Annotated in this window: 17 protein-coding genes; 6 read left to right on the forward strand and 11 right to left on the reverse strand. The window is 71.8% G+C overall.

All coding sequences use genetic code 11. The features are described from left to right. Positions 1-8: 8 nt before the first annotated feature. The 8 genes from LN251_RS41410 to LN251_RS41445 all read right to left on the reverse strand — a co-directional run bounded on the left by LN251_RS41410 (position 9) and on the right by LN251_RS41445 (position 11,248). The gene (locus LN251_RS41410; protein WP_458249282.1) at positions 9-1,055 is read right to left on the reverse strand and encodes a glycosyltransferase family 2 protein; all 1,047 of its coding nucleotides are present in this window, start codon (positions 1,053-1,055) and stop codon (positions 9-11) included. 88 nt (positions 1,056-1,143) lie between these two features. Beyond that, complete coding sequence (locus LN251_RS41415) at positions 1,144-4,680, reverse strand: DUF4082 domain-containing protein (protein WP_458249283.1); 3,537 nt, start codon at positions 4,678-4,680, stop codon at positions 1,144-1,146. Positions 4,681-4,810: 130 nt separating this feature from the next. Continuing rightward, positions 4,811-5,929: a DegT/DnrJ/EryC1/StrS family aminotransferase gene (locus tag LN251_RS41420; RefSeq protein ID WP_458249284.1), complete on the reverse strand. Its 1,119-nt coding sequence runs from the start codon at positions 5,927-5,929 to the stop codon at positions 4,811-4,813. Beyond that, positions 5,926-6,615 carry an acetyltransferase gene (locus tag LN251_RS41425; protein WP_458249285.1) on the reverse strand — a complete coding sequence of 230 codons (690 nt, stop codon included), beginning with the start codon at positions 6,613-6,615 and terminating at the stop codon, positions 5,926-5,928. Before LN251_RS41425 ends, LN251_RS41420 begins: the two co-directional genes overlap by 4 nt. Then, the gene (locus tag LN251_RS41430) at positions 6,612-7,751 is read right to left on the reverse strand and encodes a DegT/DnrJ/EryC1/StrS family aminotransferase (protein ID WP_458249286.1); all 1,140 of its coding nucleotides are present in this window, start codon (positions 7,749-7,751) and stop codon (positions 6,612-6,614) included. Before LN251_RS41430 ends, LN251_RS41425 begins: the two co-directional genes overlap by 4 nt. Beyond that, on the reverse strand, positions 7,748-8,722 hold the full coding sequence (locus LN251_RS41435; protein ID WP_458249287.1) for an NAD-dependent epimerase/dehydratase family protein: 975 nt from the start codon (positions 8,720-8,722) through the stop codon (positions 7,748-7,750). Before LN251_RS41435 ends, LN251_RS41430 begins: the two co-directional genes overlap by 4 nt. A gap of 31 nt (positions 8,723-8,753) precedes the next feature. Beyond that, the gene (locus tag LN251_RS41440; protein WP_458249288.1) at positions 8,754-9,803 is read right to left on the reverse strand and encodes a Gfo/Idh/MocA family protein; all 1,050 of its coding nucleotides are present in this window, start codon (positions 9,801-9,803) and stop codon (positions 8,754-8,756) included. Positions 9,804-9,841: 38 nt separating this feature from the next. Further along, positions 9,842-11,248 (reverse strand): sugar transferase, encoded by a 1,407-nt coding sequence (locus tag LN251_RS41445; protein WP_458249289.1) that lies wholly within the window; start codon positions 11,246-11,248, stop codon positions 9,842-9,844. Positions 11,249-11,566: 318 nt separating this feature from the next. On the opposite strand from LN251_RS41445, the gene LN251_RS41450 reads away from it, so the two are divergent. Genes LN251_RS41450 through LN251_RS41460 form a run of 3 tightly spaced genes read left to right on the forward strand, consistent with a single transcriptional unit; the run spans position 11,567 to position 14,796 of the window. Further along, a complete protein-coding gene (locus LN251_RS41450; RefSeq protein ID WP_458249290.1) occupies positions 11,567-12,418 on the forward strand; it encodes a glycosyltransferase in 852 nt (283 codons plus the stop codon). A 30-nt stretch (positions 12,419-12,448) separates the two neighbouring features. Further along, positions 12,449-13,741 (forward strand): MFS transporter, encoded by a 1,293-nt coding sequence (locus tag LN251_RS41455; protein WP_458249291.1) that lies wholly within the window; start codon positions 12,449-12,451, stop codon positions 13,739-13,741. Between the two features lie 32 nt (positions 13,742-13,773). Then, entirely contained in the window at positions 13,774-14,796 is a 1,023-nt protein-coding gene (locus LN251_RS41460) for a TolB family protein (protein ID WP_458249292.1), read from the forward strand. Between the two features lie 12 nt (positions 14,797-14,808). Here LN251_RS41460 and LN251_RS41465 read toward each other — a convergent pair whose 3' ends face one another. From LN251_RS41465 to LN251_RS41475, 3 genes are all read right to left on the reverse strand, one after another. Continuing rightward, positions 14,809-17,433 carry a LamG-like jellyroll fold domain-containing protein gene (locus LN251_RS41465; protein ID WP_458249293.1) on the reverse strand — a complete coding sequence of 875 codons (2,625 nt, stop codon included), beginning with the start codon at positions 17,431-17,433 and terminating at the stop codon, positions 14,809-14,811. A gap of 161 nt (positions 17,434-17,594) precedes the next feature. Beyond that, the gene (locus LN251_RS41470; RefSeq protein WP_458249294.1) at positions 17,595-18,680 is read right to left on the reverse strand and encodes an alpha/beta fold hydrolase; all 1,086 of its coding nucleotides are present in this window, start codon (positions 18,678-18,680) and stop codon (positions 17,595-17,597) included. A gap of 157 nt (positions 18,681-18,837) precedes the next feature. Further along, positions 18,838-20,226 (reverse strand): glycoside hydrolase family 43 protein, encoded by a 1,389-nt coding sequence (locus tag LN251_RS41475; RefSeq protein WP_458249295.1) that lies wholly within the window; start codon positions 20,224-20,226, stop codon positions 18,838-18,840. 256 nt (positions 20,227-20,482) lie between these two features. Here LN251_RS41475 and LN251_RS41480 point away from each other — a divergent pair, with 256 nt between their 5' ends. The 3 genes from LN251_RS41480 (at position 20,483) to LN251_RS41490 (ending at position 23,807) form a co-directional block, all read left to right on the forward strand. Further along, a complete protein-coding gene (locus LN251_RS41480) occupies positions 20,483-21,907 on the forward strand; it encodes an amidase (protein WP_458249296.1) in 1,425 nt (474 codons plus the stop codon). A gap of 26 nt (positions 21,908-21,933) precedes the next feature. Next, entirely contained in the window at positions 21,934-22,161 is a 228-nt protein-coding gene (locus LN251_RS41485) for a hypothetical protein (RefSeq protein WP_458249297.1), read from the forward strand. A 158-nt stretch (positions 22,162-22,319) separates the two neighbouring features. Continuing rightward, positions 22,320-23,807, forward strand: coding sequence for an SPFH domain-containing protein (locus LN251_RS41490; protein WP_458249298.1), 1,488 nt, complete (start codon positions 22,320-22,322; stop codon positions 23,805-23,807). Positions 23,808-23,901 lie beyond the last annotated feature (94 nt).

A 23,901-nucleotide genomic window follows, 5' to 3' on the forward strand; every position in this document is an offset into this window, starting at 1 on the left:
ATCGCGCATCAGATGCCGCGGCGCTTCCAGGACTCCCACCACAGCCACTCCCGTCCGCGCTCGGCCACGGCCGACCACACCAGCGGCTGCAGGTACGGCATGGCCGTCGGCCCGATCCGTCTGCGCAGCCGCAGCGCGCGGTACTCGGGCAGCTTCCGGTAGCCGGGCAGGCACTGCTCGGCGAACGCGACGCACTCGTCGACCGGTACGACGGCGGTGCGGCCCCGGTCGTAGGCGCGGTAGGCGCGGCGCAGGGCGTAGCGGGCGAGGCGGGTGTGGACCTGGTCGGCGAGGCGGTCGGCGTGCGGCAGCCTGTCGGCGCACTTGATGAGCACCGAGTCGAAGGCCACCAGGCGCTGGCGCAGGTCGTCGAGCTGGCCGCCGAAGTCGACGGTGGACATGTTGTTGCCGTGGACGCGGTAGAAGGCCTGGTCGGCGCCGCGGACGTAGCCGACGTCGGCGTGTGCGGCCAGCCGCATCCACATCTCGATGTCGCCGGCGTGCGGCAGGGCGGGGTCGTAGCCGCCGACCTTCCGCTGGAGCCCGGTGCGCACGACGACCTCCGGCGAGGTGATGCAGCCGGTGCCCTCGCGGAAGCGGCGCTCCAGCCACCACTGGCCGGGGTAGACGACCGAACCGGTGCCGCGCGTGCGGGCCTTGGGCAGCGGGCCGCCGTGCTGGAAGCGCAGGGGCCGGCCGTAGGCGAACCCGGCCTCGGGGTGGGCGTCCAGGAGCCGGGCGGCCCGCACGAGCGCGCCCGGGACCAGCCGGTCGTCGGCGGACAGCAGGGCCACGTAGTCGCCGTCGGCCCACTCCAGGAGGCCCTCGTTGTAGGTGGCGATGTGGCCCTTGTTGGTCTCGTGGACGTGGACCTCGATCCGTGGGTCGGCGGCGGCGAGCTTGTGCGCCACCTCCGCCGAGTCGTCGGGCGAGGCGTCGTCGATGATGAGGACGCGGACGTCAACGCCGTCCTGCTCGTCCAGGACGCTGCTCACGCAGTCGGCGAGGAAGTGCCCGTACTTGTAGCAGGGGATCACAACACTGACGCTGCTCATCGGTGGGGAAGCCAATCCCCGTCGGTGGTCCGCGCCGTGCTGGCGCGGACCACCGACGGTGTGTGGGGACGGGTCGGTGCTGGTTCCGTCAGTTCTTCTTCTTCTTGAACGTGGTCTTGCCGGTCAGCGTCCAGCTGTGGGACTTCACCGTGTGGTGGTGCTTGTCCCGGGCCGTGACGGTGACCTTGAACCGGGTGCCGTCGGGCAGCGGCGAGGACAGGTGCACGGACACCTTGTGCGTCGACCGGTTGTAGGAGACGACGGCCGTGACGTGGAGCTTCCGGGCGGCCTTGGAGCCGCTCAGCACGGTCACGGTCGCGTTCACGGTCGCCACCGGGGCCTTCTTCTGCACGGCCATGACGAGGGCGTGCGCCGCGTCCGCGGTGTGCGCCACCGAGGACGCGGTCACCTCCGAGGCGGCTGTCTCCGACGCCAGGGACGCGGTCGGGTTGTCCGCGGTGAAGACCGGGCCCACCCAGTAGTTCGAGGAGCCGTAGGAACCGTTGGGGAAGGCCGAGGTGCTGCCGTACTTGTAGAGCCCGTTGTGGTGGGTGGTGGTGTCGGCCGTGGCCGTGAGCGGATAGGACTTGTGGGCCGCCGCGAAGTAGCCGCCGTCCACCGCGTAGTTGCCGTTCGGCGCGTGGTAGGAGACGACGTACCCGGTGTCCGCGGTGATGGCCACCGGAGTGGCGAAGGTCAGCGTCTGCCAGCCGGAGGCGGTCTCGTTGGTGAAGGTGCCGCTGGCGAGCAGGGTTCCGTCGTCGGTCCACAGGCTGCCGGTGTGGGTGCCCGTGTTGCCGGTGCCCTTGTAGAAGGTGACCCCGGTGACCCAGCCGGCCGCGGAGGACGTGAACCGGGTGCCCAGCTCGACGGAGTTGGGGTCGACGGTCATGTCGGGGGTGGCCGGGACCGCGGAGGAACTCCACAGCGTGCAGGGGCAGGTGACCGCGGGCGGCGTGGAACTGGTGGTGAACGACCAGGTCACCGGGTCCGCCATGGCGTTGCCCCACACGTCGGAGGCCTGGACGGACGCGGTGTACGCGGTGTGCAGGTCCAGTTCCGTCGACGGGGTGAAGGTCGCCTTGTTGGAGGCGGGGAAGGTGACGGCTCCCGGCACGGCGGTGCCGTTCGGGTCCTTCAGGGTGAACGTCACGCTGTCGGTGTCGACGGCCGAGCTGAAGGTGGCCGACACCGGTGCCGTGATCGAGGCGTCGGTCGCCCCGGAGGTCGGCGAGGTGGAGGTGACGGTCGGCGGCGTGGTGCTGGCCGTCGAGGTGTCCAGGACCACGTCGACCCAGTAGTTGCTGCCGGAGGTCTGCGAGGACGGGAAGGCGCTGCTGGAGCCGTAGTGGTAGACGCCGTTGCCGCCGTCGGTGCCGGACTTCAGGGCCGTCAGCGGGGCCAGTCCGGCGTCGCCGGAGGCGAAGGTGGTGTCGTAGGAGTAGCCGCCGTTGGGTGCGAAGTACGAGGCGACGTACGTGGTGTTGGCCTTGACGGTGACCGGGGTGGAGAAGTTCAGCTGCTGCCAGCCGGAGGCCGTCTCGCCCGTGAAGGTGCCGGTCGCCAGGCGGGTGCCGGACGCCGTCCACAGGTTGCCGATGTGGGTGCCGGTGTTGACCGGCGACTTGTAGAAGCGGACCCCGGTGATGGAACCGGCCACCGTGGTACGGAACTTGACGCCGAGCTCCACCGAGCCGCCGTCGCCGCCGTTGACGGTGCCGGGCACGGCGGAGGCCGGCCAGATGGTGCAGGGGCATGCCTGGGGGCCGACGGTCAGCGGGACGGTGGTGACGGCGCCCATGTTGACGCTGTCGTCGACCGCGCGGACCTTGACGGACGCCGGACCAGGAGTGGTCGGGGTCCAGCTGAAGCTCCAGGACGTCAGGCCGGTCGCGGCCTTCCAGGTGGTGCCGCCGTCCGTGGACACCTCCACGCGGGCCACGACGCCGCCGGAGTCACTGGCGGTGCCCTTGAAGGTCACCGGCTTCAGCGCGGGCACGGTGACCCCGGAGGACGGGCTGGTCACGGTGACGGACGGGCCGGTGGTGTCGGTGGAGGCCGTGCCGGCGACGAGGTTGCTCTGCCGGGTCAGCGGCTGGACGCCCATGTCGGCGAGGATGTTGACCGTCGCCTGCTGCATCCGGGAGTCCTCGGTCACCACGGTGTCGGCGGGGTTGTAGGTGGGGACGTTGGTCAGGCCCCACGACCACTGCACGGTCCCCGCGCCGAACACCAGCGCCCCGGAGTCCTGGTCGCGGAACTCGACGAGGTTGTGCGTCGCGGTGCCGTTGCCGTAGAGGTTGCCCCAGTCCTGGCGGAGCTTGCCGTCGTTGATGTCGACGGTCGTGGACGACACGTCGATCGCGCCGGCGGGCCGGGTGCTGTTGTCGAGGTCGCTGTCCCACTCGTAGCCGAGGGTGCCCGTCGGGAAGGTGGCGGTCTGGCCGGAGGTGAGGTTCGCGACGGAGGTGTTGCGCCAGATGCGGTTCTTGCCGTACGAGCCGGGGACGGTGATGGCGTCCGCGCGGTAGCCGTTCACCGTGAACATGGAGCCGGTGAGGATGTTCGGCGGCTGGTAGGTCTGGCCGTAGTTGGTGCTGGCCGGGTCCATCCAGGTGCCGGTCCAGACGCCGCTGGGATCGGCGATCCCGTTGTTCTGCGCCATCTTGGTCATCTTGTAGCAGACCAGGGTGCGGTCGGCCGTGCTCGTGCCGTCGATGCTCGGCGCGAGCCGCGTCTTCCAGAACACCTCGTTGCCGCTGAAGAAGGCCTCCCGCACACCGGCCTTGCGGGCCGCCAGGACGTTGGAGTACTGGCTCTGCGTCCAGTACTCGTCATGTCCGGACGACAGATACACCTTGTGCTTCTTCAGCAGGGTGGCGCCGCCCGAGGACGACACCTGCACCCCGGAGGTGTAGCTGACGTCGTAGCCGTTGCGCTCCAGCCAGGACAGCATCATGTACTCGGAGCCGTAGATGCCGTTGTCGCCGCCGATGTCCAGCGGACGGTTGTAGCTGACCTCGTAGGCGCGGCCGTCGGGCGCGGGCCCGGTGCCGCCGTACAGGTCCTGGCCGCCGTAGTCGTTGTACGCCTGCCAGGTCTGGTCACTGGTCTGCACGACGATGTCGGAGGTGCTGGCGTCGTTGCGCACCACGAACGGGTACGGCATCAGGCCGTCGCCGTCGGTCTGCGTGATGTTGGCGATGTACAGGCCGGACACGGCGTCGCTGGGCACGGTCCAGGTGGCCGTCACCGGCCAGTTGCCGCAGTCGACCAGGCCGGTGCTGGCCTTGGTGGTGCAACCAGCCGCCTTGGAGGTGTAGTTGGCCGGGTAGGTCTGTGCGGCCTGGGCCGCGGTCGACATCTGGCGGGCGCCGTCGCCGCCGTACCAGCCCAGCCGGTAGATCTGGATGTTGTACGACACCGGCGACTGGACCTTGAACTGGACGGTGTCGCCCGCCTGGACGCTCTCCTTGGTGGTGAAGCCCTTGATGTCACCGTAGGCGTTGGGCGAGAACCAGTCGGTCTTGGGGCTGCCCGGCTTGGAGTTCTCGCAGACGACGGCGTTGGAGCCCGACCCGCACGGGTCGGATGCCGCCTGGGCGGAACCGGCCAGCGGGAGCACCGCCAGTATCAATGCCGCTACGACGGAGAGGCGACCGCCTCTGATCCGTCTGCTCCATCTTTTCATGCGTACCTCTCAGCGGTGCTGTGCAGGACCGACCCGCGGGCCGGCGGTAAGGCGTGGGGGGCGGTCAGATGCCCAGGGCGTCGGCGAGCGCGTCGACGACCCGCTGCTGCTGCTCGGGCGTGATCTGCGGGTAGAGCGGCAGCGAGAGGATGCGGTCCGCTGCCTGCTCCGCGTTCGGGAAGTCGCCCCGGCGGTGGCCGAGATGGCGGTACGCGGGCGTGAGGTGGACCGGGGCGGGGTAGTGCACGCCCGCGCCGATGCCCTCCGCGTTGAGCTTGCCGACGACGTCGTCCCGGTCGGCGCCGACGACCTGGACGACGTACAGGTGCCAGACGTGGACGTTGCCCGGCGCGGTCACCGGCAGGACGACGCGGCCGGCGTCGGCCAGGTGGGCGAGCAGCGCATCGTAGCGGGCGGCGGCCGCCCGGCGGGCCGCGTTGCCGTCGGCCAGCCGGGCCAGCTTGGCGCGCAGGACGACGGCCTGCAGCCCGTCCAGGCGACTGTTGAACCCGGGGACGTCGTGGCGGTACTTGGCGACTCCGCCGTGGTTGGCGATCGCCCGCACCAGGTCGGCGCGTTCCTCGTCGTCGGTGAGCACGGCGCCCGCGTCACCGTAGGCGCCGAGGTTCTTGCCGGGGTAGAAGCTGGTGGCCGCGATGCCGCCGCTGCCCGGCGCACGGCCGTCGCGGGTGGCGCCCTGGCACTGGGCGGCGTCCTCCACCACCCGTACCGAATCCGGCAGTTGGGAGGTCAGGGCCGTCACGTCGGCCATCTGGCCGTACAGGTGCACGGGGACGACCGCGCGAGTGGCAGGCCCGACCGCGTCCAACGCCGCCTGCGGGTCGAGGAGGTGGCTGCCGGGCAGGCAGTCGGCCAGGACCGGGCGGGCGCCGATCCTCGCCACGGCGCCGGCGGTGGCGATGAAGGTGTTGGCGGGCACCACGACCTCGTCGCCGGGGCCGACTCCGCTCGCGCGCAGGGCGAGTTCGACGGCGTCCGTGCCGTTGGCGACGCCCACGCAGTGCGTGACGCCGCCGAACTCGGCGTACTCGCGCTCGAATCGGCGGACCTCCTCGCCGCCGACGAACGCGGTGTTCGCCAGGACCCGGTCGAATCCGGCCCGTACCTCGTCGGCGACCTCCTCATGGGCCGCCTTGAGGTCGACAAGCGGAATCTGGTTCATGTCAGCGGTCCCCCCACTGTCGCTACTGCCAGTTCGTCGAGCGCGGGCGCGTCCGCCGCGCGCAGCCGCCGGGCCGGGCTCCCCACCCAGACCTCGCCCGGCGGAACGTCGCCGAGCACGGCACTGCCCATCCCGATCAGCGACCAGGCGCCGACCGTCGTACCCTCCCTGACCAGCGCGCCGGAGCCCACGTAGGCCCCCCGCTCCAGCCGCGCCCCGCCGCCCAGGCGCACCCCGGAGGCGAGCGTCGCGAAGTCCTCGACCACGTCGTCGTGCGTGAGGACGACCTGCGGCATCACGGCGACGTGCGCGCCCACCCGGACGGCGGCGGTCAGCGCGCAGTGCGCGAGCAGCACCGAGCCGGGGCCGACCCCGGACGAGCGGGCCACCGACGCCGTCGGGTGGATCACGGTGGCGTAGCGGTCCGCGGGCAGGGCGAGCCTGCGGACCAGGCGGGCGCGGGCCGCGTAGTCCCGGGGGTTGCCGACGCAGACCACGGCCCGGGCGGCGGGCAGCCGGTGGATGAGGTCGCAGCCGCCGAGGACGGGGACGCCGTCCACCTCGGTGCCGTGCAGGGCCGCGTTGTCGTCCAGGTGGCCGAGCAGCTCGAAGCCGCCCGCGTCCCGTACGGCCTGTGCGGTCTCCCGGGCGAAGCCGCCCGCGCCGATGATGACAAGTCCGGTCATCTTCGCGCCTGTTCGCGCAGGACGGCCACGACGCGGTCCTGCTGGTCCTCGGTCATGGTGTGGAACAGGGGCAGGATCAGCGAGTCGCCGGTGAGGCGTTCGGTGACCGGCAGCGGTGCGCTCGGGTGGTCCGCGTAGGCGGGTTCGAGGTGTGCTGCCATGATCCCGCGCCGGGCGGAGACGCCGGCGGCGGCGAGCGCGGCGAGCAGGTCGTCCCGACTGACGGGGAAGTCCTCTTCCAGCAGCACCCAGTAGGACTGGAAGTTGCTCTGCCCGTGCTCGGGGTCGCGTACGGGGGTGAGCCCGGGGACGTCGTGCAGCAACGCGTCGTAGCGGGCGGCCAGTTCGCGGCGGCGGGCGATCATCGCGTCGAGCTTGCCGAGCTGGACCAGGCCGACGGCGGCCTGGATGTCGGTCATCCGGTAGTTGAAGCCGACCTCCAGGTAGCTCTCCAGGACCGGCTTGTCGCTCGCGTGGCGCTGGGCCGCCGAGGCGTTCATGCCGTGCTCGCGCAGCCGGCGCAGCCGGGCCGCCCAGTCGGCGTCGTCGGTGGTGATCATGCCGCCCTCGCCGGTGGTGACCACCTTGCGCGGGTGGAAGGACCAGGCGGCGAGCAGCGCGCCGTGCCCGACGGGCTTGCCGCCGACCGTGGAGCCGATGGCGCAGGCCGCGTCCTCGACCAGGGGCAGGTCCCACTCGGCGCAGGCGGCGCGCAGGGCGTGCACGTCGGCCGGCACACCGCCCTGGTGGACGGCGAGGACAGCCCGGGTGCGCGCGGTGCGCACCGCGTCCACGGTGGCCGGGGTCAGGTTGCCGGTGGCGAGGTCGACGTCGGCGAACACCGGCTCGGCGCCGACGTACCGTACGGCGTTCGCGGTGGCGATGAACGACAGCGAGGGGATGACGACCTCGTCGCCGGGGCCGAGGCCGAGCGCGACGAGGCAGAGGTGCAGGGCGGTCGTGCAGGAGCTGACGGCGATGCCGTGCTCGGCGCCCACCCGCTCCGCGAAGGCCCGCTCGAACTCGGCGACGCGGGGGCCTTGTGCGACCCACCCGGACAGCACGGCGTCGGAGGCCGCCTTGGCCTCCTCCTCGCCGAGCCAGGGGATCATCACCGGGATGCGGTCGGTGCTCACTGGGCGGCCTCCCGCTCCGCGCGCCACCACTCGACCAGGTCCCTCAGGCCCGTACGCAGGTCGATCCGCGCGGTGAACCCGAGGCGTTCGGCGGCGTGCGTGGTGTCGGCGAGGCGCCGGACCACGCCGTTGACCGCGCGGGCGGGCCCGTGCTCGGGCTCCAGGCCGTGGGCGCCCATCGCCTCCAGCAGTCCTTCGGCGAGTTCCTTGAGCGAAGTCTCCGTGCCGCTGGCGATGTTGAAGACCTCGTCGGTGAGATCCGACTCCGCCGCGAGGACGTTGGCGCGCGCGATGTCGCGGACGTCGACGAAGTCCATGGTCTGCGTGCCGTCGCCCAGGATCAACGGCGGCTCGCCCGCCTCGATGCGCTCCATCCAGCGGATGAGGACCTCGGTGTACAGGCCGTGGATGTCCATGCGAGGGCCGTAGACGTTGAAGTAGCGCAGGGCCACGTAGTCCAGGCCGTACATGGCGTGGAAGCTGCGCAGCATGCCCTCGTTGAAGGCCTTGGCGGCGCCGTAGAAGGTGTCGTTGTTGTACGGGTGGTGGCGCTCGGTCGTCGGGAACTGCTCGGCCATGCCGTACACCGAGGCCGAGGAGGAGGCGACGACCTTGCCGACGCCGGCCTCGGCCGCCGCCTCCAGGACGTTGAACGTGCCGTCGACGAGTACCTCGTTGGCGAGCCGGGGCTCCTCCGCGCACTGGGTGATGCGGATCGCGGCCAGATGGAAGACCAGGTCGGCGCCCTCGGTGACCTTCCGTACCGTCTCCACGTCGCGGACGTCGCCCTCGACGACCTCCACGACGCCGCTGGGCAGGGCCTTGGCGAGGTTGGCCCGCCGTCCGCGCACGAAGTTGTCGAGTACGACGATCTCGCGGGCGCCGCCCTCGGCCAGGAGGTCGACCAGGTTGGAGCCGATGGTGCCCGCTCCCCCAGTGACCAGGATCTTCTTGCCTCGTACGCTGCTCAAGTGCTGTTACCTCTCAGCGAATTGGGTTCCGTCAACGCCCGGCGCGCAGGCCGACGACCGCGCCCTTGAACTCGAGGCTCCGGGACGCGGCCTCGAGAATGTCCAGGACCCTCAGGCCGGCCCGGCCGTCGGTGAGCGGCGCCCGGCGCGCCCTGATGGCGTCGCCGAACTCGTCGACCATGCTGCGCAGCGCTTCCTTCTCGCCGATCGCGGGCGCGACCATGTCGCCGGAGCGGTACGAGACGAGCATCTCCCGGCGCTCGTCGGCGCCGATCTCCTGCGGTGCGGCCATCTCCACGCCGCGGTCGTAGACGGCCACCCGCTGCAGCGGGTTGAGGTCGTCCCAGAGCAGGGTGCGCTTGGAGCCGCCGACCATGGTGGTGCGCACCTTGGTCGGGGAGAGCCAGTTGACGTGCACGTGGGCGATGGCCCCGGTGCTGAGCGTGAGCGTCAGATAGGCGACGCAGGCCTGTCCGGCGCCGATCGGGTCGGCGCCGTGGGCGGCGACGGCGACCGGCTCGACGCCCGCGGGCAGGATGAAGTCCAGGATGGACAGGTCGTGCGGCGCCAGGTCCCACAGCACGTCGATGTCCTTCTGCACGAGCCCGAGGTTGATGCGGACGGAGTCGACGAAGTGGATCTCGCCGAGGTCGCCGCCGTGGACCATCTCGCGGATACGGCCCACCGCGGGCGTGTAGCAGTAGGTGTGGTCGCACATCAGGGTCAGGCCGCGTTCCTCGGCCTCGGTCACCAGGCGCAACCCGTCGGCGTAGGTGGCCGCGAGCGGCTTCTCCACGAGGACGTGCTTTCCGGCGCGCAGGGCGGCCAGGGCGATGTCGAGATGGGTGCCGGCGGGCGTGGCCACGGCGACGGCGGCCACCTCGGGGTCGGCAAGGACGGCCGCGTAGTCCGCGGTGGCCTCGACCGTCGAGTAACCGCCGAGGACCCGGCGGGCCCGCTCCACGTCGAGGTCGCACAGCCACCGCAGCCGGAACCGCTCGCTGGCCTGGAAGTTGCGTACGAGGTTGGGGCCCCAGTAGCCGGCACCGACGACGGCGACCCCCAACGGCTCCTGCGTCACTGTCTTCCTCTTCCTGTGGTCCTTCAGTGGGCGGTCCATCAGTAGGCCCCCGTTCCCCGCACCACCGCGGACCCGGTGCGCGCCAGGATCGACAGGTCCAGACCCATCGACCAGTTGTCCACGTATCCGAGATCGAGCCGGACGGCCTCGTCCCAGGGCAGGTCGGAACGGCCGCTGACCTGCCACAGACCGGTGAGGCCGGGCTTGACCAGCAGCCGCCGCTTGATGTCCGAGGTGTACTCCTCGACCTCCTCGGGCAGCGGCGGGCGGGGGCCGACGAGCGACATCTGGCCCCGCACGACGTTGATGAGCTGCGGGAGTTCGTCGATCGAGCTGTGCCGCAGGAAGGAGCCGACCCGGGTGATCCGGGGGTCCTTCTTCACCTTGAACAGCAGGCCGTCGCTGTTCTGGTTGAGGTGCTCCAGTTCCGCGCGCAGGGCCTCGGAGTCGGAGCGCATCGTGCGGAACTTGAACATGGTGAACTGATCGCCGTACCGGCCGACCCGCTGCTGCCGGAAGAGCGCGGGGCCGGGGCTGTCCAGCCGGACGACCAGGGCGATCAGCAGCATGGGCAGGGCGAGGAACAGCAGCAGCGTGGCCGCGAGGGAACGATCCAGCAGTTCCTTGGGCAGCCGGGCGACCCGGGAGAGGTTCGGGGGCTTGATCCGCATCAGCGGCACCCCGTTGGTGGGCCGCACGGCCAGGCGGGCGGCGGACACGTCGGTCAGCACCGGGGCGAGGAGGAAGTCGACGCCCTGCACGGCCGCGGTCCAGGAGATCCGGCGCAGGACGGAGGCGTCGAGCTCGGGGGCGGGCAGCACCACCACGGTGCTGATGCCCAGGGCGCGCACGACGTCGTTCATGTCGCCGACCCCGCCGAGCGCGGGGACCCCCAGCCTGCGGACCTGCGAGGCGTTCTCCGGGTCGGTCAGACAGACCCCGGCGGCCTGGAGCCGCGGGGTGCCGCCGCGCCGCAGGACGGCGATCAGCTCGGCGACCGCGTGGGCCGGTCCGACCAGGAGCGTCGCGCTTCCGTCGGGACTGCGCGCCCATCGCCGGTGCAGTCGGCGGCGCAGCCAGTACCGGCCCGCGAGGGCGAACACGGCAGCCGGCGCGGCCGCCATGATCATGTCATGGAGGAGTCCCGCGTCGTGCCGGAACAACCCGTACGCGAGCGCGGCCAGGGCCGGCAGCGCGACGGCCCCGCGGAGCACCCGTCGGTACTCCTCGGCGCCCAGGCCGAGCACCCCGCGGTCGTAGGACCGGTGGGCGAGCATGGCCACGATCCAGGTCGGCGGCAGCACCAGGGCGACCGCCCACCGGCCGTAGGCCGCGTGGACCAGGAAGGCCGCGGCTGCGGCTGCGAAGCCGTCCGCGGCCAGGAGAAGAATCCGGTACTTCTGTTCCCCACGTCTTCGGCGAGCTGGTGGACGTCTGTGATCCACACCAACTTGCTCATGCGTGACCTCAATGGTCATGCGCCCCCCACCACATGCGCGGTACCCCTGACCGAAGCGCCCTCGAAGAGAGGGCGCTGGAAAGCGATGGGAGCTTCGGCGGTTCCCCAACCGCCTCATGCACCCAGCATGCTGGCTACTGTTTGATCAAAATGTGTCACTCAGCCGTACCGTGACATGCAGTCAAGAACAAGTTCCCCACCCAAACCGGTCCGGCGGCCATCAATCTAGACCACGCGGCGCACTGTCGGGAACAGTTGGACGAAACACATGTCGCAATAGTGACACCGGCGGCATACTGCCCGCGTGACGAGCATCGTGATCCCGGCCCACAACGAGGCGCCTGTCATCGGCAGACTCCTCGACGCACTGTTGGCCGGTTCCCTCTCCGACGACGACCCGGACATCGTGGTCGTGTGCAACGGCTGCACGGACGACACCGCGAGCGTCGCGGCCGCCCGGGGCCCCCGGGTGCGGGTGGTGGAGATCCCCGTGCCGTCCAAGCACGCCGCCCTGCGCGCAGGTGACGACCACGCGCGCGGCTTCCCGCGCGTCTACGTGGACGCCGACGTCGTGATCACCGGCGCCGACGTGCGGACACTGACCGAGCCGCTGGAGGACGAGACCTCGGGCATCCTCGCGACCGCTCCAGAACGGCGCATTCCGCTCGCCGGCTGCGCCTGGCGGGTGCGCGCCTACTACCGGGTGTGGCAGCGACTGCCCGCCGTCCGCGAAGGGTTGTTCGGGCGGGGCGTGATCGCCGTCTCCAAGGCCGGGCACGCGCGGATCGCCGCGCTGCCCCCGCTGATGGCGGACGACCTGGCCGCGTCCCTGGCGTTCAGCGCGCCGGAACGGCGGGTGGTCGACGCCGCCGGTGTGGTGATCCGGCCGCCGCGCACCTGGCCGGATCTGATCAGACGGCGGATCCGGGCGGCGGTCTCCACCGCCCAGGTGGAGCAGCATCAGGGACCGCAGGAGGCCTCGGCGCGCACGAGCAAGGCGGACCTGAAGGCCATCGTCCGCGAGAAACCGGGGCTCCTGCCGAGCGTCGTGGTCTTCGTCGCGGCGGCGCTCACCGCCCGGCGGGCGTCCCGAAAGGCCATCCACGCCCAGGACTTCGGCACCTGGCTGCGGGACGAGAGCAGCCGGCAGAACTGATCGCACGACCGTCGTACCAGGAGCCAGCACTTGTACCTCACCGATCGCTCCGCGCCCCCGAAGGCGGGCGCCGCCGACCAGGGCCGAAGACGCGGACCGGTGTCCAAAGTCGCCCCGGTCGTCCTCGTCCTGGGCACGGTCAGCCTGATCACCGACATCTCCTCGGAGATGGTCACCGCCGTCCTGCCGCTGTACCTCGTCACCACGCTCGGCTTCAGCCCGCTCGGCTTCGGCACCCTCGACGGCGTGTACAACGGCGTCAGCGCACTGGTCCAGCTCACCGGCGGGCACCTCGCCGACCGGGTGCGCAACCACAAGCTGATGGCGGGGCTCGGCTACGGCCTGTCCGCACTGTGCAAGCCGCTGCTGCTGCTCGCCGGCAGCGTCGGCGCGCTCGGCACGGTCCTCGCCCTGGACCGGACCGGCAAGGGCCTGCGCACCGCTCCGCGCGACGCGATGATCTCCCTGTCCACGCCCGCCGAAAGACAGGGCCGGGCCTTCGGCGTGCACCGGGCGATGGACACCACCGGCGCGCTGCTCGGCCCGCTGACCGCCTTCCTCATCCTGCGCGCGGCGGCCGACGGTTACGACGCCGTGTTCGGCGTGAGCGCGTGTGTCGCCGTCCTCGGCGTGCTGGTGCTGGTGCTGTTCGTGCCGGGCAGACGGCGCACGCCGGACACCCCGGGGGCATCGGGAGCGACCCTTGACGAGGCGCCCGGCGGCCGACAACCCGTCCGCGTCCGCGAGGCGTTGGCGCTGCTGCGGCTGCCGCGGCTGCGGGCGCTCGCCGGGTGCGCGGCCCTGCTCGGTCTGACCACCGTCAGCGACGCGTTCGTCTATCTGCTGCTGCAACGGCGCGCGGGCATCGCCGAGGAGTGGTTCCCGCTGCTGCCGCTCGGCACCGCCGCCGTCTTCCTGCTGCTGGCCGTGCCCGTCGGCGCGCTGGCCGACCGGATCGGGCGCCGCACCGTGTTCCTCGCCGGGCACGCGGTCCTGCTCACCGGCTACGCCCTGCTGCTCTGGGCGCCGGCCACACCGGCCCTTCCCTTCCTGGTCCTCGCCCTGCACGGCGTGTTCTACGCGGCCACCGACGGCGTGCTCCCGGCCGCGCTGGCCGGTGTCGTGCCGGACCATCTGCGGGCCAGCGGCCTGGCCATCGTCGGCACCAGCCAGGCGCTGGCCAGATTCTGCTGCTCCCTCGCCTTCGGCGCCGCCTGGACGCTGTGGGGACCCGGCCCGGCGCTGGCCGGCTCGGCGGCCGGCCTGCTGTGCTGCGCCACCGTCGCGGGCGTCGTGCTGCGACCGGCCGACGAGGCCCGATGACCACCTCAGCGAACCGAACCACGGGGATCCACATGACATCGACGCGCCGCCGCCTGCTCGTACTCGTCGCGGCGGTCCTGGTGCTCGCGGGCGTGGGCACCGGCGTGGTGCTGCACGCCGCCGCCCGCGCGGACCGCCAGAACCAGCCACAGGCGGGCGGACCCGCGGTGGCCGACGGCACGTTGACGCTCCATCAGAAGAAACGGCTGGTTTTCGTCAACGGCGCCGCCGGCCCGCGTCGCACCGCGGTCGCCTCCGTCGCCTCCGCCGATCCCCGGGGCCGGCGCACCGCCTCGGACCTGAAGTGCGCGCGCTTCTACGCGGCGGCCGGCACCGGCGTCTGCCTCCAGTCCACGACCGGCGTCCTCAAGCAGAGCAACCGGGCCCTGCTGCTCGACGCGAACCTGCACACCCGGCACACCTTCGCGCTCGCGGGCACCCCGAGCCGGGCCCGGGTCTCGCCCAGTGGCCGCTTCGCGGCCTGGACCGTGTTCGTCTCCGGCGAGTCCTATTCCTCGGCGTTCTTCTCCACCCGCACCTCGGTCCTGGACACCCGCACCATGAAGCTGACCCCGAGCCTGGAGACGTTCTCCGTCGTCAAGGACGGCAAGCCCTACCACGCCTCGGACATCAACTTCTGGGGTGTCACCTTCGCCGCCGACGACGACACCTTCTACGCCACCCTCAACACCGGCAACAAGACGTATCTGGTGCGGGGTTCGCTGTCCCGGCGGACGGTGACGACGCTGGTCGAGAACGTGGAGTGCCCTTCGCTCTCCCCCGACGGCACCCGCGTCGCCTTCAAGAAGCGGATCCTGTCGCGGACCGACCTGTGGCACGAGTACGTCCTCGACCTCAGGACGCTCAAGGAGACACCGCTGGCCGAGCGCCACAGCGTCGACGACCAGGCCACCTGGCTCGACGACCGCACCGTCGCCTACGCCCTGCCCACCGACGGCAAGGTCGGCACCAGCGACCTGTGGAGCGTGCCCGCGGACGGCACGGGCACGCCCCGTCTCCTCATCGCGGGGGCCTCCTCCCCCGCACCGCTGTAGCCCCGGGCGCGGTCAGGACAGGCGGAGCTCCAGGACGGTCACCGACAGCGGCGGCACGACACTGGTGAAGGACGCGGCCGCGCCGGAGACGGTGCTCGTCCTCGGGACCAGGGTGTCGGGGGCGGTCAGGGTGTTGGTGGCCGTGCGCGAGGCACCCGTGAGGACCGTCGCGATGGCCCGGCTCCTGACCCCCTTGGCCAGTCCCTTCAGTTCGACCGGCACTTTCAGCTTCTCCGCACCGGAGTTGACGACCGCGAGGTAGACGCGGTCACCGGAGCGGGTGGCCACGGTGGCGAGGCCCGGCAGTGCCCGCGCGGTGGCCGGCAGCACCGACTTCCCGAGCCTGCTCGTCAGCATCTGCTGTGCCCAGTAGCTGGGCGACACATAGCTGTCGAGGTTGTCGTAGGCGATCAGGTTGGTGGCCCACACGTTGTTCTTGACGTGTGAGAAGAGCGGCGCGTAGCACTCCATGAGGACCTGGTCGGAGTTGCGGATCAGTCCGGCCAGCCAGGCGGCGTCGCCGAGCGCCGCGTTGAGGTCGGGAGTGGGGCGGCCCTCCTGCGCGGCCCACTCCCCGACGAACACCTTCGTCGAGCCGCGGTCCCGGTTGTCGTACTTGTGGGTGGAGGCCTGGGCGGCGGACGGGGCGAGGTAGTAGTGCTCGTCGATCAGGTCCGGTGTGCGGCTGTGCACGGTCGTCGTGGCGATCAGCTTCAGGTGCGGGTACTTCGCCTTGATCGCGTCGTGGAAGGCCGCGAAGCGCTCGTCGTACGAACCCGAGGCGTCGAACCAGTCCTCGTTGCCGATCTCCACGAACTCCAGCGGGAACGGTTCCGGATGGCCGTCGGCGGCCCGCCGCGCGCCCCACTTGCTGGTGACCGGGCCGGTGACGTACTCGATCTCGTCGAGCGCGTCCTGGACGAACGGCTTCAGCGCGTCGCCGGTGACGTGCTCGCCCCTGAGCGAGTAGCCGGCGAAGACGGCGAGGACGGGCTGGGCACGCAGGTCCTCGGTCCACTGGAGGTACTCCAGGAGTCCGAGGCCGTCCGTGGACCAGTAGCCCCAGGCGTCGTCCATGTGGCCGGGGCGCTCCCAGACCGGACCGATGGTGGTCTTCCAGTCGAACCGGGTCGCGATGGTGTTGCCCTCGAGGAAGTTCCCGCCGGGGAAGCGGAGGAACTTCGGCTTCAGGGCGGCCAGTTTCTCCATCAGGTCGATGCGCAGGCCGTTGGGCCGGTTGCGGTGGGTGGGCGGGAAGAGGGACACGTGCTGGAGCCACAGCGTCTCGCCCGCGGCCTTGGGGTCGGCCGTGGTGACGGTCAGCCTGGCGTCACCCGTCACGGGTACGCCCGGACCGGTGCGCAGGGTCAGTTCGAGCGGGCGGCCGGTGAAGGCGGTCCCGATGTGCGGCAGTCGGGCGGAGGCGTACACCGTGGCGCCGTCCGCCGACTCGACGGCCACGGTGAGCGGCCCGATGCGCCGCGAGGCCTTGGCGAACAGCCGGGCGGTGTAGGTGGTCCGGGGTCGCACCGGTATGCCCCAGAAGCCGTCGTTGGCGACGCCGGCGCGCTGTCCGGCGCCCGTGCCGCCCGGCAGGACCACCTTCAGGGAGCGGTCGAGGGCGGCGTTGAGCGGGGTGGTGGTGTCCAGCGAGAGGGTGGTTCCGCCGACGGCGGACCAGTGGACGGGTGCGGTGTCGTCGGCCATCATCGAGCGGTTCTGCACGAGTTCGGCGTAGATGCCGCCCTCGCCGGAGTGGTTGATGTCCTCGAACATCAGCCCGGGCAGGATCGGGGACACGGCGTGCGCGGGGTTGCCGACGTCGACGCTGAGCAGCGGCGTCGTGTTCTCCACGGGCACTCCGGCCAGGGCCGCGACCTGCTCGGCGGTCAGGGCGGCCGGGAACAGCTGCACGTCGTCGATCAGGCCGTGCCACTGGTCGACGTGGCCACCGCCGTAGAGGGCCCGGCCGACAGCGGTGTCGCCGCTGCCGGCCCAGCCCGCGGTGTAGGCGGTCTCGCCCTCCAGTACGCCGTCGACGTAGAGGCGGATGACGCCGGCGTCGGGGTCACTGACACCGGTCAGGTGGGTCCAGGTGCCGGTGGTGGGAGCCGAGGCGGCGGCCGCGACCGCGGCGTTCTGGGTGGCGTCGGAGTCGAGCCGGGCGAAGGCGAAGGTGCCGGTGTCGTCCCGCAGCCCCAGGTAGAAGGAGCTGACGACCTTGCCGTCGATGCTCACGGCGGTCTGGTAGCCGCCGAGTTGGGCGAGGTTGACCCAGGCGCCCACCGAGAACGCCCGGGAGGTGTCGAGGGCCGGCCCGGAGGCGGTGGCGTTGCCGCCCGCGGTCAGACTCAGGCTGTGGGGGCCGGTCTTGCCGGTGTCCCAGCCGGCAGCGCCCTGGAGCGTCGCGGTGCGGCCGTTGCCCGACGAGTCGGCGGCGGAGGTGCCGGAACCCTCGTCGAAGGTCCAGTGGGCGGCAGCGGCGGGGAGGCCGGCGGACGCGGCGCTCGCGGTGGTGCCGGTGAGTTCGGCGGCCCCGGCGGGGGTGGCGGCGAAGGTCCCGGCGAGGGAGGCGGCGGACGCGGCCCCCAGGACGGTGAGGACGGTTCTGCGGGGCACTCCGGCTTCTGAAGACATGCGGCTCATTCCTTGGTGACAGACCGTTCGACATTTCGTACAGCGGTCGGTACTTCGAGCAGCAGGGATCTTAGGGTGTTCCCTCGGACCGTCAACACCCCCCGTACGGCAATGCTTTGGGCGGGCTGCGCGCCCCGGGACGAACCCGGCGGCGGGTGCCGTCACCCTCGACGAGGAGCCTCCGTGCCGGCACGCGCGAGGGATTCCACGGCGGCCGCGACCTGGTGCGGGCTGGAGATCATGGTCAGGTGGCGGGCACCGGGGACGAGGGTGGGCGGTGGTGCGCCGATGCGCCGGGCGGTCTCCTGCGGGGTCCCCTTGCTGAAGACGTCGTCGTGCGCACCGAACACCACGGACTTGGGGATGCGGACAGCCGCGAGGCGTGCGACCCGGCTCGCCGGGAGGCCGGGCACGCCCTCGCCGAGCATGTCCCACAGCGCCGTCTCGGCGCCCGGCACCCGCAGCGGCCGCCGCCACTCGTCCACTCCGGCGGCGTCCAGGCGCGGGCAGGCCGGTCCGCACTGGGCGTCGTACACCGCGCGGATCAGCCGGTCGGTGCTCAGGCCCAGGCGCAGCAGGCTGGTGCGGTAGGGGTCGATCAGGAGGTACTTGAGGGCGGCCGGCGGTCCGGCGCCGGTGTCCAGGGCGTCCCCGTCGAGCAGCATCACGCTCCCGATCCGCCCCGGGGCACGCAGCGCCGCCTCCGTGACGACCGCGGCCCCGCTCGAATGGCCCACCAGCAGGGGACGTTCACCCGGTCCGCCGAGGTGCAGAGCGCCGAGGAAACCCAGCAGCTGCCGGGTGAAGTGGTCGACGGTGTACGGGCCGCGGCGCCGGCTGTAGCCGTCCCCGGTCAGATCCAGCGCGTAGACCCGGTGGTCGCGTGCGAGCAGCGGTGCGAGCCGCGACCAGGTGTCGGCCTGCTCGAAGGCGCCGTGGACGAGCACGACGGGCGAGCCGGCCGTCCCCCATTCCCGGTACCGGGTGCGGACGTCGGCCGCCTGGACGTACCGCAGCCCGGCGGGCGGCGCGGCACGGCCCGCGGTGAACGCGTTGTAGGTCAGGGAAGCCGTGGTGACGACCAGCAGCAGCACCGACAGAACGAGCACCGCGCGCCGCGTCCACCGCCCGGCCCGCCGCAGGCGCCGCGGGTCCGCACGGCGTACGTCATGGCCGCCCGCGTCCGTGTCCGGCTGCGGGGGCTCGATCGGCCCGGTCTCGGGGTCGGCGTCCACGTGGTGTTCCATTCTGCCCGGTCTCTCCGGTCACAGGATGGCCCCGCGCGCGGCCGAGATCATCCACCCAGGGGCGTGTGCGCACGTACACCCGCGGAAGTAGGTGCAGGATGCCCCTTGGGGGATGATCCACGATCACCGGCCGAGGGCACGCCCCGGCAGGCCGCCCTCAGGCCCAGGCCGTGGCCGGCACGAACGAGCTGTCCTGCCGGAAGAGGTCCGTGCCGTCGGTGACGTCGAGCCGCAGCTGGTAGTCGTAGTGCCGCAGGTAGTGGCCGGGATAGTTGTACGACTCGAATCTCACCGAGCCGGTCGCCGAGCCCGTCCTGGCGACGAAGGTGGCGTCCTCGGCGAACGTCGAGGTGCCGTCGTCGGCGTCGAACCTGCCCCGGAAGTCGTAGTGGCGCAGGTAGTTGCCGGACGCGTCACGGAAGGAGAAGGCGCCCGAGTCGGCCAGGCCGGGGACGACCGTGAAGGACGACGCCTGCTTCGCCGCGGTCGTGCTGGAGCCGGTCACCACCGGGAGGTTCAGCAGGGACGACTGCTCCTGCCAGTACCGGGTGGTGTAGTTGGCTGACCGGAACGAGCGCGGGACGTTCACCGGGAGGGTCACGCCACCCGGCACGGTCTCCTTGACGACCGTGAAGTGGCGTGCCGTTCCCGAGATGACCGGCAGCGCCTTGGGGGCGGTCCAGGTCGCGAACGTGTCGCGGCTGTCGCTGTAGTAGTAGGTGCCGTCTCCGTAGCCGTCGAAGAAGATCCGCCAGGCGCCGTTGTCGAGCCGGATGACCGACGGGCCCTCGCGGTAGCTGCCCCAGCCGGCCCAGTCGCCGGTCTTCGAGATCGTGTAGGGGCCGGTGAGGCTCGACGCCGTGCCGTACTCGATGTACTTGGCCGTCTCGTTCTTCGTGAACGCGTGGTAGGTGGTGCCGATCCGCACGATGTACGTGTCGATGTGATTGGCGCCGATGCCCGACAGCGCGGTGGGTGAACTCCAGGTGGTGAGAGCGGAGTTGGTCGCCTTCATGACGTACGGCGTGAAGATCCACTCGTTGTCGGCCGTCGAGCAGGACACGATGACGTTCACGCTGCCGTCGCCGTCGACGAACCACTCCGGCGCCCACGCCCGGGACAGGTTGGCGATCGGCACCGTGTAGTCGTACAGGAAGGTCCAAGTGACCCGGTCGGAGCTGCGCGCGAAGCCGATCGTGGTGCTGACGTCCTGCCACGTGTGCGTGGTGTACGTCAGGTAGTAGGAGCCGTCGGTGTGCTTGAAGACGCTCGCGTCACGGATGCGGTTGGCGGGCGGGGTGTAGGCGGAGGACCGCACGAGCCGGAAGTCGGTGGCGTCGTCCGACTCGTAGACGTTCACCGTGCCGTCGTCGCTGTTGAGGAACGGCACGATGGTGTAGCGGGTGGCCGAGCCGCTCGGGGGTGCGGCGGCGGCCGCCGTTCCGAGCAGGCCGGGGAGTTCGCCCAGGACGAGCGCCGAGGCGGGCAGGGCGGCCATCGCGCGCAGCAGGGCGCGGCGGGACGGGGTGGGGGGTCGTGTGCTCACGTGCGGCTCCTTGGTCCAGCCGACACCATGGGATGCGGGATTTCGAACATGGTTCGGCAAGTCGGTCAGAAAGTAAGGGTGAGACGTGAGCACGTCAATGCTTTGCACGGGGCTCGGCGATACCTGTGTGGCGCATGTGCCGCCGCCCGGCGACCGCAGGGCCGGCGCCTCGGCCGGAGATGTTCGACATCCCGTACCGGGGCGGCCCGACAGACGTTACCGTTCAGTAGACAACCCGCTTCCGGAGGTGTCCCGTATGACGCTCGACCGTGCCGAAGGCCTGGCGGAGTCCGCCCGAGCACTGGCCGCGGGGGAGGTGACCTCGCGGGAACTGGTGGAGCGCGCGCTGGCCCGCATCGAGGCCACGCAGGGTTCGCTCAACGCCTTCCGGATCGTCCGGGCGGACGCCGCGCTCGCCGAAGCCGACGCCGCCGACGAGGAGTTGGCGGCCGGAGTGCGGCGGACCCTGCTCGGCGTGCCGGTCGCCGTCAAGGACGACATGGACGTCGCCGGTCTGCCGACCGCGTTCGGCTGCGCCGGGGAGTTCCCGCCCGTCGCCCGGGACGGCGAGGCCGTACGGCGGTTGCGGGCGGCCGGGGCGGTCGTCGTCGGCAAGACCAACACGTGCGAGTTCGGGCAGTGGCCCTTCACCGAGGGGCCGGCGTTCGGCGCCACCCGCAACCCGTGGAACACCGAGCACACGCCGGGCGGTTCCTCCGGCGGGTCGGCCGCCGCGGTCGCCGCCGGACTGGTGCCCGCCGCCCTGGGCTCCGACGGCGCCGGATCCGTGCGCATCCCCGCCGCCTGGACCCACCTCGTCGGCATCAAGCCCCAGCGCGGCCGCATCTCCACCTGGCCCCGCGGCGAGTCCTTCCAGGGCATCACCGTCAACGGCACGCTCGCGCGCACGGTCGCGGACGCGGCGCTCCTCCTCGACGCCGCGAGCGGCAACCACGAGCTCGATCCGCACCGGCCGCCGGCCATCCGGGCGTCCGAGGCCGTCGGCCGCGACCCCGGCCGCCTGCGCGTCGCCCTGTCGCTCAAACCGCCCTTCACCGCGGTGCCCGCGCGCCTGCGACCGGAGGTCCGCGCGAAGGTCGTCGAACTCGCGGAGAAGATGAGCGCGTTGGGGCATTTCGTGGAGGAGGCCGATCCCCCGTACGGGCAGATCGGGCTCACCTTCGTGCCCCGGGCCACCGCCGGTATCGCCGAACGCGCCCTCGAGGCCCCGTTCCCCGCCCTCCTGGACCGGCGCACCCGTGACGCGGCACGGCTGGGCCGCCTGCTCGGCGGGGCACCGTTGCGGGCGGCGCGGCGGGCGGAAGCAGTCCTGCACCGCCGTATCGGCGGATTCTTCCAGTCGTACGACGTCGTCCTCGCGCCCACGACCGCCGCTCCCCCACCACGCGTCGGGGCCATGCTGTCGCTCGGCGGTTTCGCCACCGACCGGGCCATGATCGCCGCCTGCCCGTACGCGTGGCCGTGGAACGTGCTCGGCTGGCCGGGCGTCAACGTGCCCGCCGGGTTCGTCGGCGACGGGCTGCCCGTCGGAGCGCAGCTCCTGGGCCCCGCGGGCAGCGAACCCCTGCTGATCTCGCTGGCCGCGCAGCTGGAGGCGGAGCTGCGCTGGCACGAGGCGTGGCCGCCGCACCGCCTCGCCACGAACTCCCCGGCGGCGTAGGCGGGTTCGGTGCGTACCCTGTGACCATGGACGATGCGTCGATGGTCGGGCTCATGGGGCGGGTCACCGGGACGGTCGGGCCCGGGCTCGTCGGCGAGGTGATCGTCCGGGTGCGCGGCGGCGCCGAGCACTTCCTCGCCTACCCGGCCCAGGGGAGCGCGCGGATCGAGCGGGGCACGGTGGTGATGGTGGTGGAGTACCTGCCGCCGAGGACGGTCTACGTCACCGAGGCGTACGACGGCCCAGCCGTCTGACACATCGACAGGTGAGCTCGCTTCCGCCCAGGTGAGAGGCGTGTCGGGGGCCGCGCGTCAAGATTGCGACAAGGATTCACCGGCGTCTTCACCCCGCGGTCGCGCGGGAGCACACTCCCTTCGTTCGGTGCCGAGAGGGCACCATTCAAAGGGGGCGTATGCCGATGATCGTCGGCGTCGTTGCGGGAGTGGTGGTCGCCGCCGTTCTCGTTCTGATCGGTCTGTTCAAGATGATGTGGCGGGTCGCCGAGCCCAACGAGGCACTCGTCATCTCCGGTTCCAAGCACCGCACCGAGGGCCTCGAGGAGGGCATGGGATTCCGCATCGTCACCGGGCGCGGCACGCTGGTGCTGCCCGGGGTGCAGGCGGTGCGCAAGCTCTCGCTCGATCTCAACGAGACCGAACTGCACGTGGACTGCGTGACGCACCAGGGCATCCCGCTGAAGGTGCGGGGCGTTGTCATCTTCAAGGTGGGCGACGACTTCGTGTCGATCGCGAACGCGTCCCGCCGGTTCCTCGACCAGCAGAAGCTGATGGCGGAGCGCGTCCACAACGTCTTCGCCGGTCATCTGCGGTCCATCGTCGGCGGGTTGACCGTCGAGGACATGATCCGCGACCGGGAGAAGCTGACCGCCCAGACCCGGGCGGCCTGCGGCACGGAGATGGAGAAGCTCGGGCTGATCGTGGACTCGCTGCAGATCCACGAGATCGAGGACCCCACCGGGTACATCCAGAACCTGGCCGCCCCGCACGCGGCGGCCGTCCAGCGGGACGCGCGCATCGCGCAGGCGGAGGCGAACCGGCTGGCCACCGAGGCGGAGCAGCAGTCGTACGCCCGGATGGCCGAGGCCACCCGGGACAGCGAGATCCTGCAGGCCGGCTATCAGGCCGAGCGGGACAAGGCGGCGGCGAAGTCCCGTCAGGCCGGTCCGCTCGCGGACGCCGCGGCGCGGCAGGAGGTCGTCGTCCAGGAGACGCGGGTCGCCGAACTGGAGGCGCACCGGCGCGAGCAGCAGTTGCAGGCGGACGTCCGCAAGCCGGCCGACGCCCAGGCCTACGAGAAGCGGACGCTGGCCGAGGCCGAGCGTGACGCGCGCATCTCCGCGCCGCAGGCCAAGGCCAAGGAGACGGAACTCGCGGCGGCCGCCGAGGCGACCCGGGTCAAGACGGCCGCCGGTGCCGAGGCGGAGGCCACCAAGGCCCGCGGTGGCGCGACGGCCGCCGCCACGCGGGCCACCGGTGAGGCCGAGGCGGCGGCCGCGCAGGCGAGGGGTCTGGCGCAGGCCGCGGCGACCAGGGCCAAGGGACTCGCCGAGGCGGAGGCCATCAAGGCACGGGCGGCCGCGCTCGCCGAGAACCAGGAGGCGGTCGTCGCCCAGCAACTCGCCGAGAACTGGCCGGAGATCGTGCGGGCCGGCGCGTCCGCCTTCGGCAACGTCGACAACATGGTGCTGCTCAACGGCGCCGACGGAATGACGGACATGTTCACCAAGGCGCTCACCATGGGCGGTGCGGGCCTCGGGCTCGCTCGCCAGCTGCTGGCGTCCATGAACCAGAACGGGCAGACGCAGAACGGCACTTCACCGTCCCTGAACGGGGTCACGCCGCCGCCCTCGCAGAAGGTGCCGGTGGACCGGGAAGGGTAGGCGCGAGAACGGACGTCCGTCCGGACGGTACGCCCGGGGGCCTCGGTTCCGAGAGCCCCCGGGCTCGGCCGCGTGCACGCCTGGCGGGCAAGCT

The sequence above is a fragment of the Streptomyces sp. MAI_2237 genome (genome assembly GCF_054189285.1).

Bases quoted from the DNA above. Each gene is read 5' to 3' on its own strand.
- LN251_RS41460 (WP_458249292.1), top strand. From the start codon at position 13,774: ATGACATCGACGCGCCGCCGCCTGCTCGTACTCGTCGCGGCGGTCCTG.
- LN251_RS41425 (WP_458249285.1), bottom strand. From the start codon at position 6,615: ATGACCGGACTTGTCATCATCGGCGCGGGCGGCTTCGCCCGGGAGACC.
- LN251_RS41410 (WP_458249282.1), bottom strand. From the start codon at position 1,055: ATGAGCAGCGTCAGTGTTGTGATCCCCTGCTACAAGTACGGGCACTTC.
- LN251_RS41485 (WP_458249297.1), top strand. From the start codon at position 21,934: ATGGACGATGCGTCGATGGTCGGGCTCATGGGGCGGGTCACCGGGACG.
- LN251_RS41470 (WP_458249294.1), bottom strand. From the start codon at position 18,680: ATGGAACACCACGTGGACGCCGACCCCGAGACCGGGCCGATCGAGCCC.
- LN251_RS41465 (WP_458249293.1), bottom strand. From the start codon at position 17,433: ATGTCTTCAGAAGCCGGAGTGCCCCGCAGAACCGTCCTCACCGTCCTG.
- LN251_RS41490 (WP_458249298.1), top strand. From the start codon at position 22,320: ATGCCGATGATCGTCGGCGTCGTTGCGGGAGTGGTGGTCGCCGCCGTT.
- LN251_RS41480 (WP_458249296.1), top strand. From the start codon at position 20,483: ATGACGCTCGACCGTGCCGAAGGCCTGGCGGAGTCCGCCCGAGCACTG.
- LN251_RS41420 (WP_458249284.1), bottom strand. From the start codon at position 5,929: ATGAACCAGATTCCGCTTGTCGACCTCAAGGCGGCCCATGAGGAGGTC.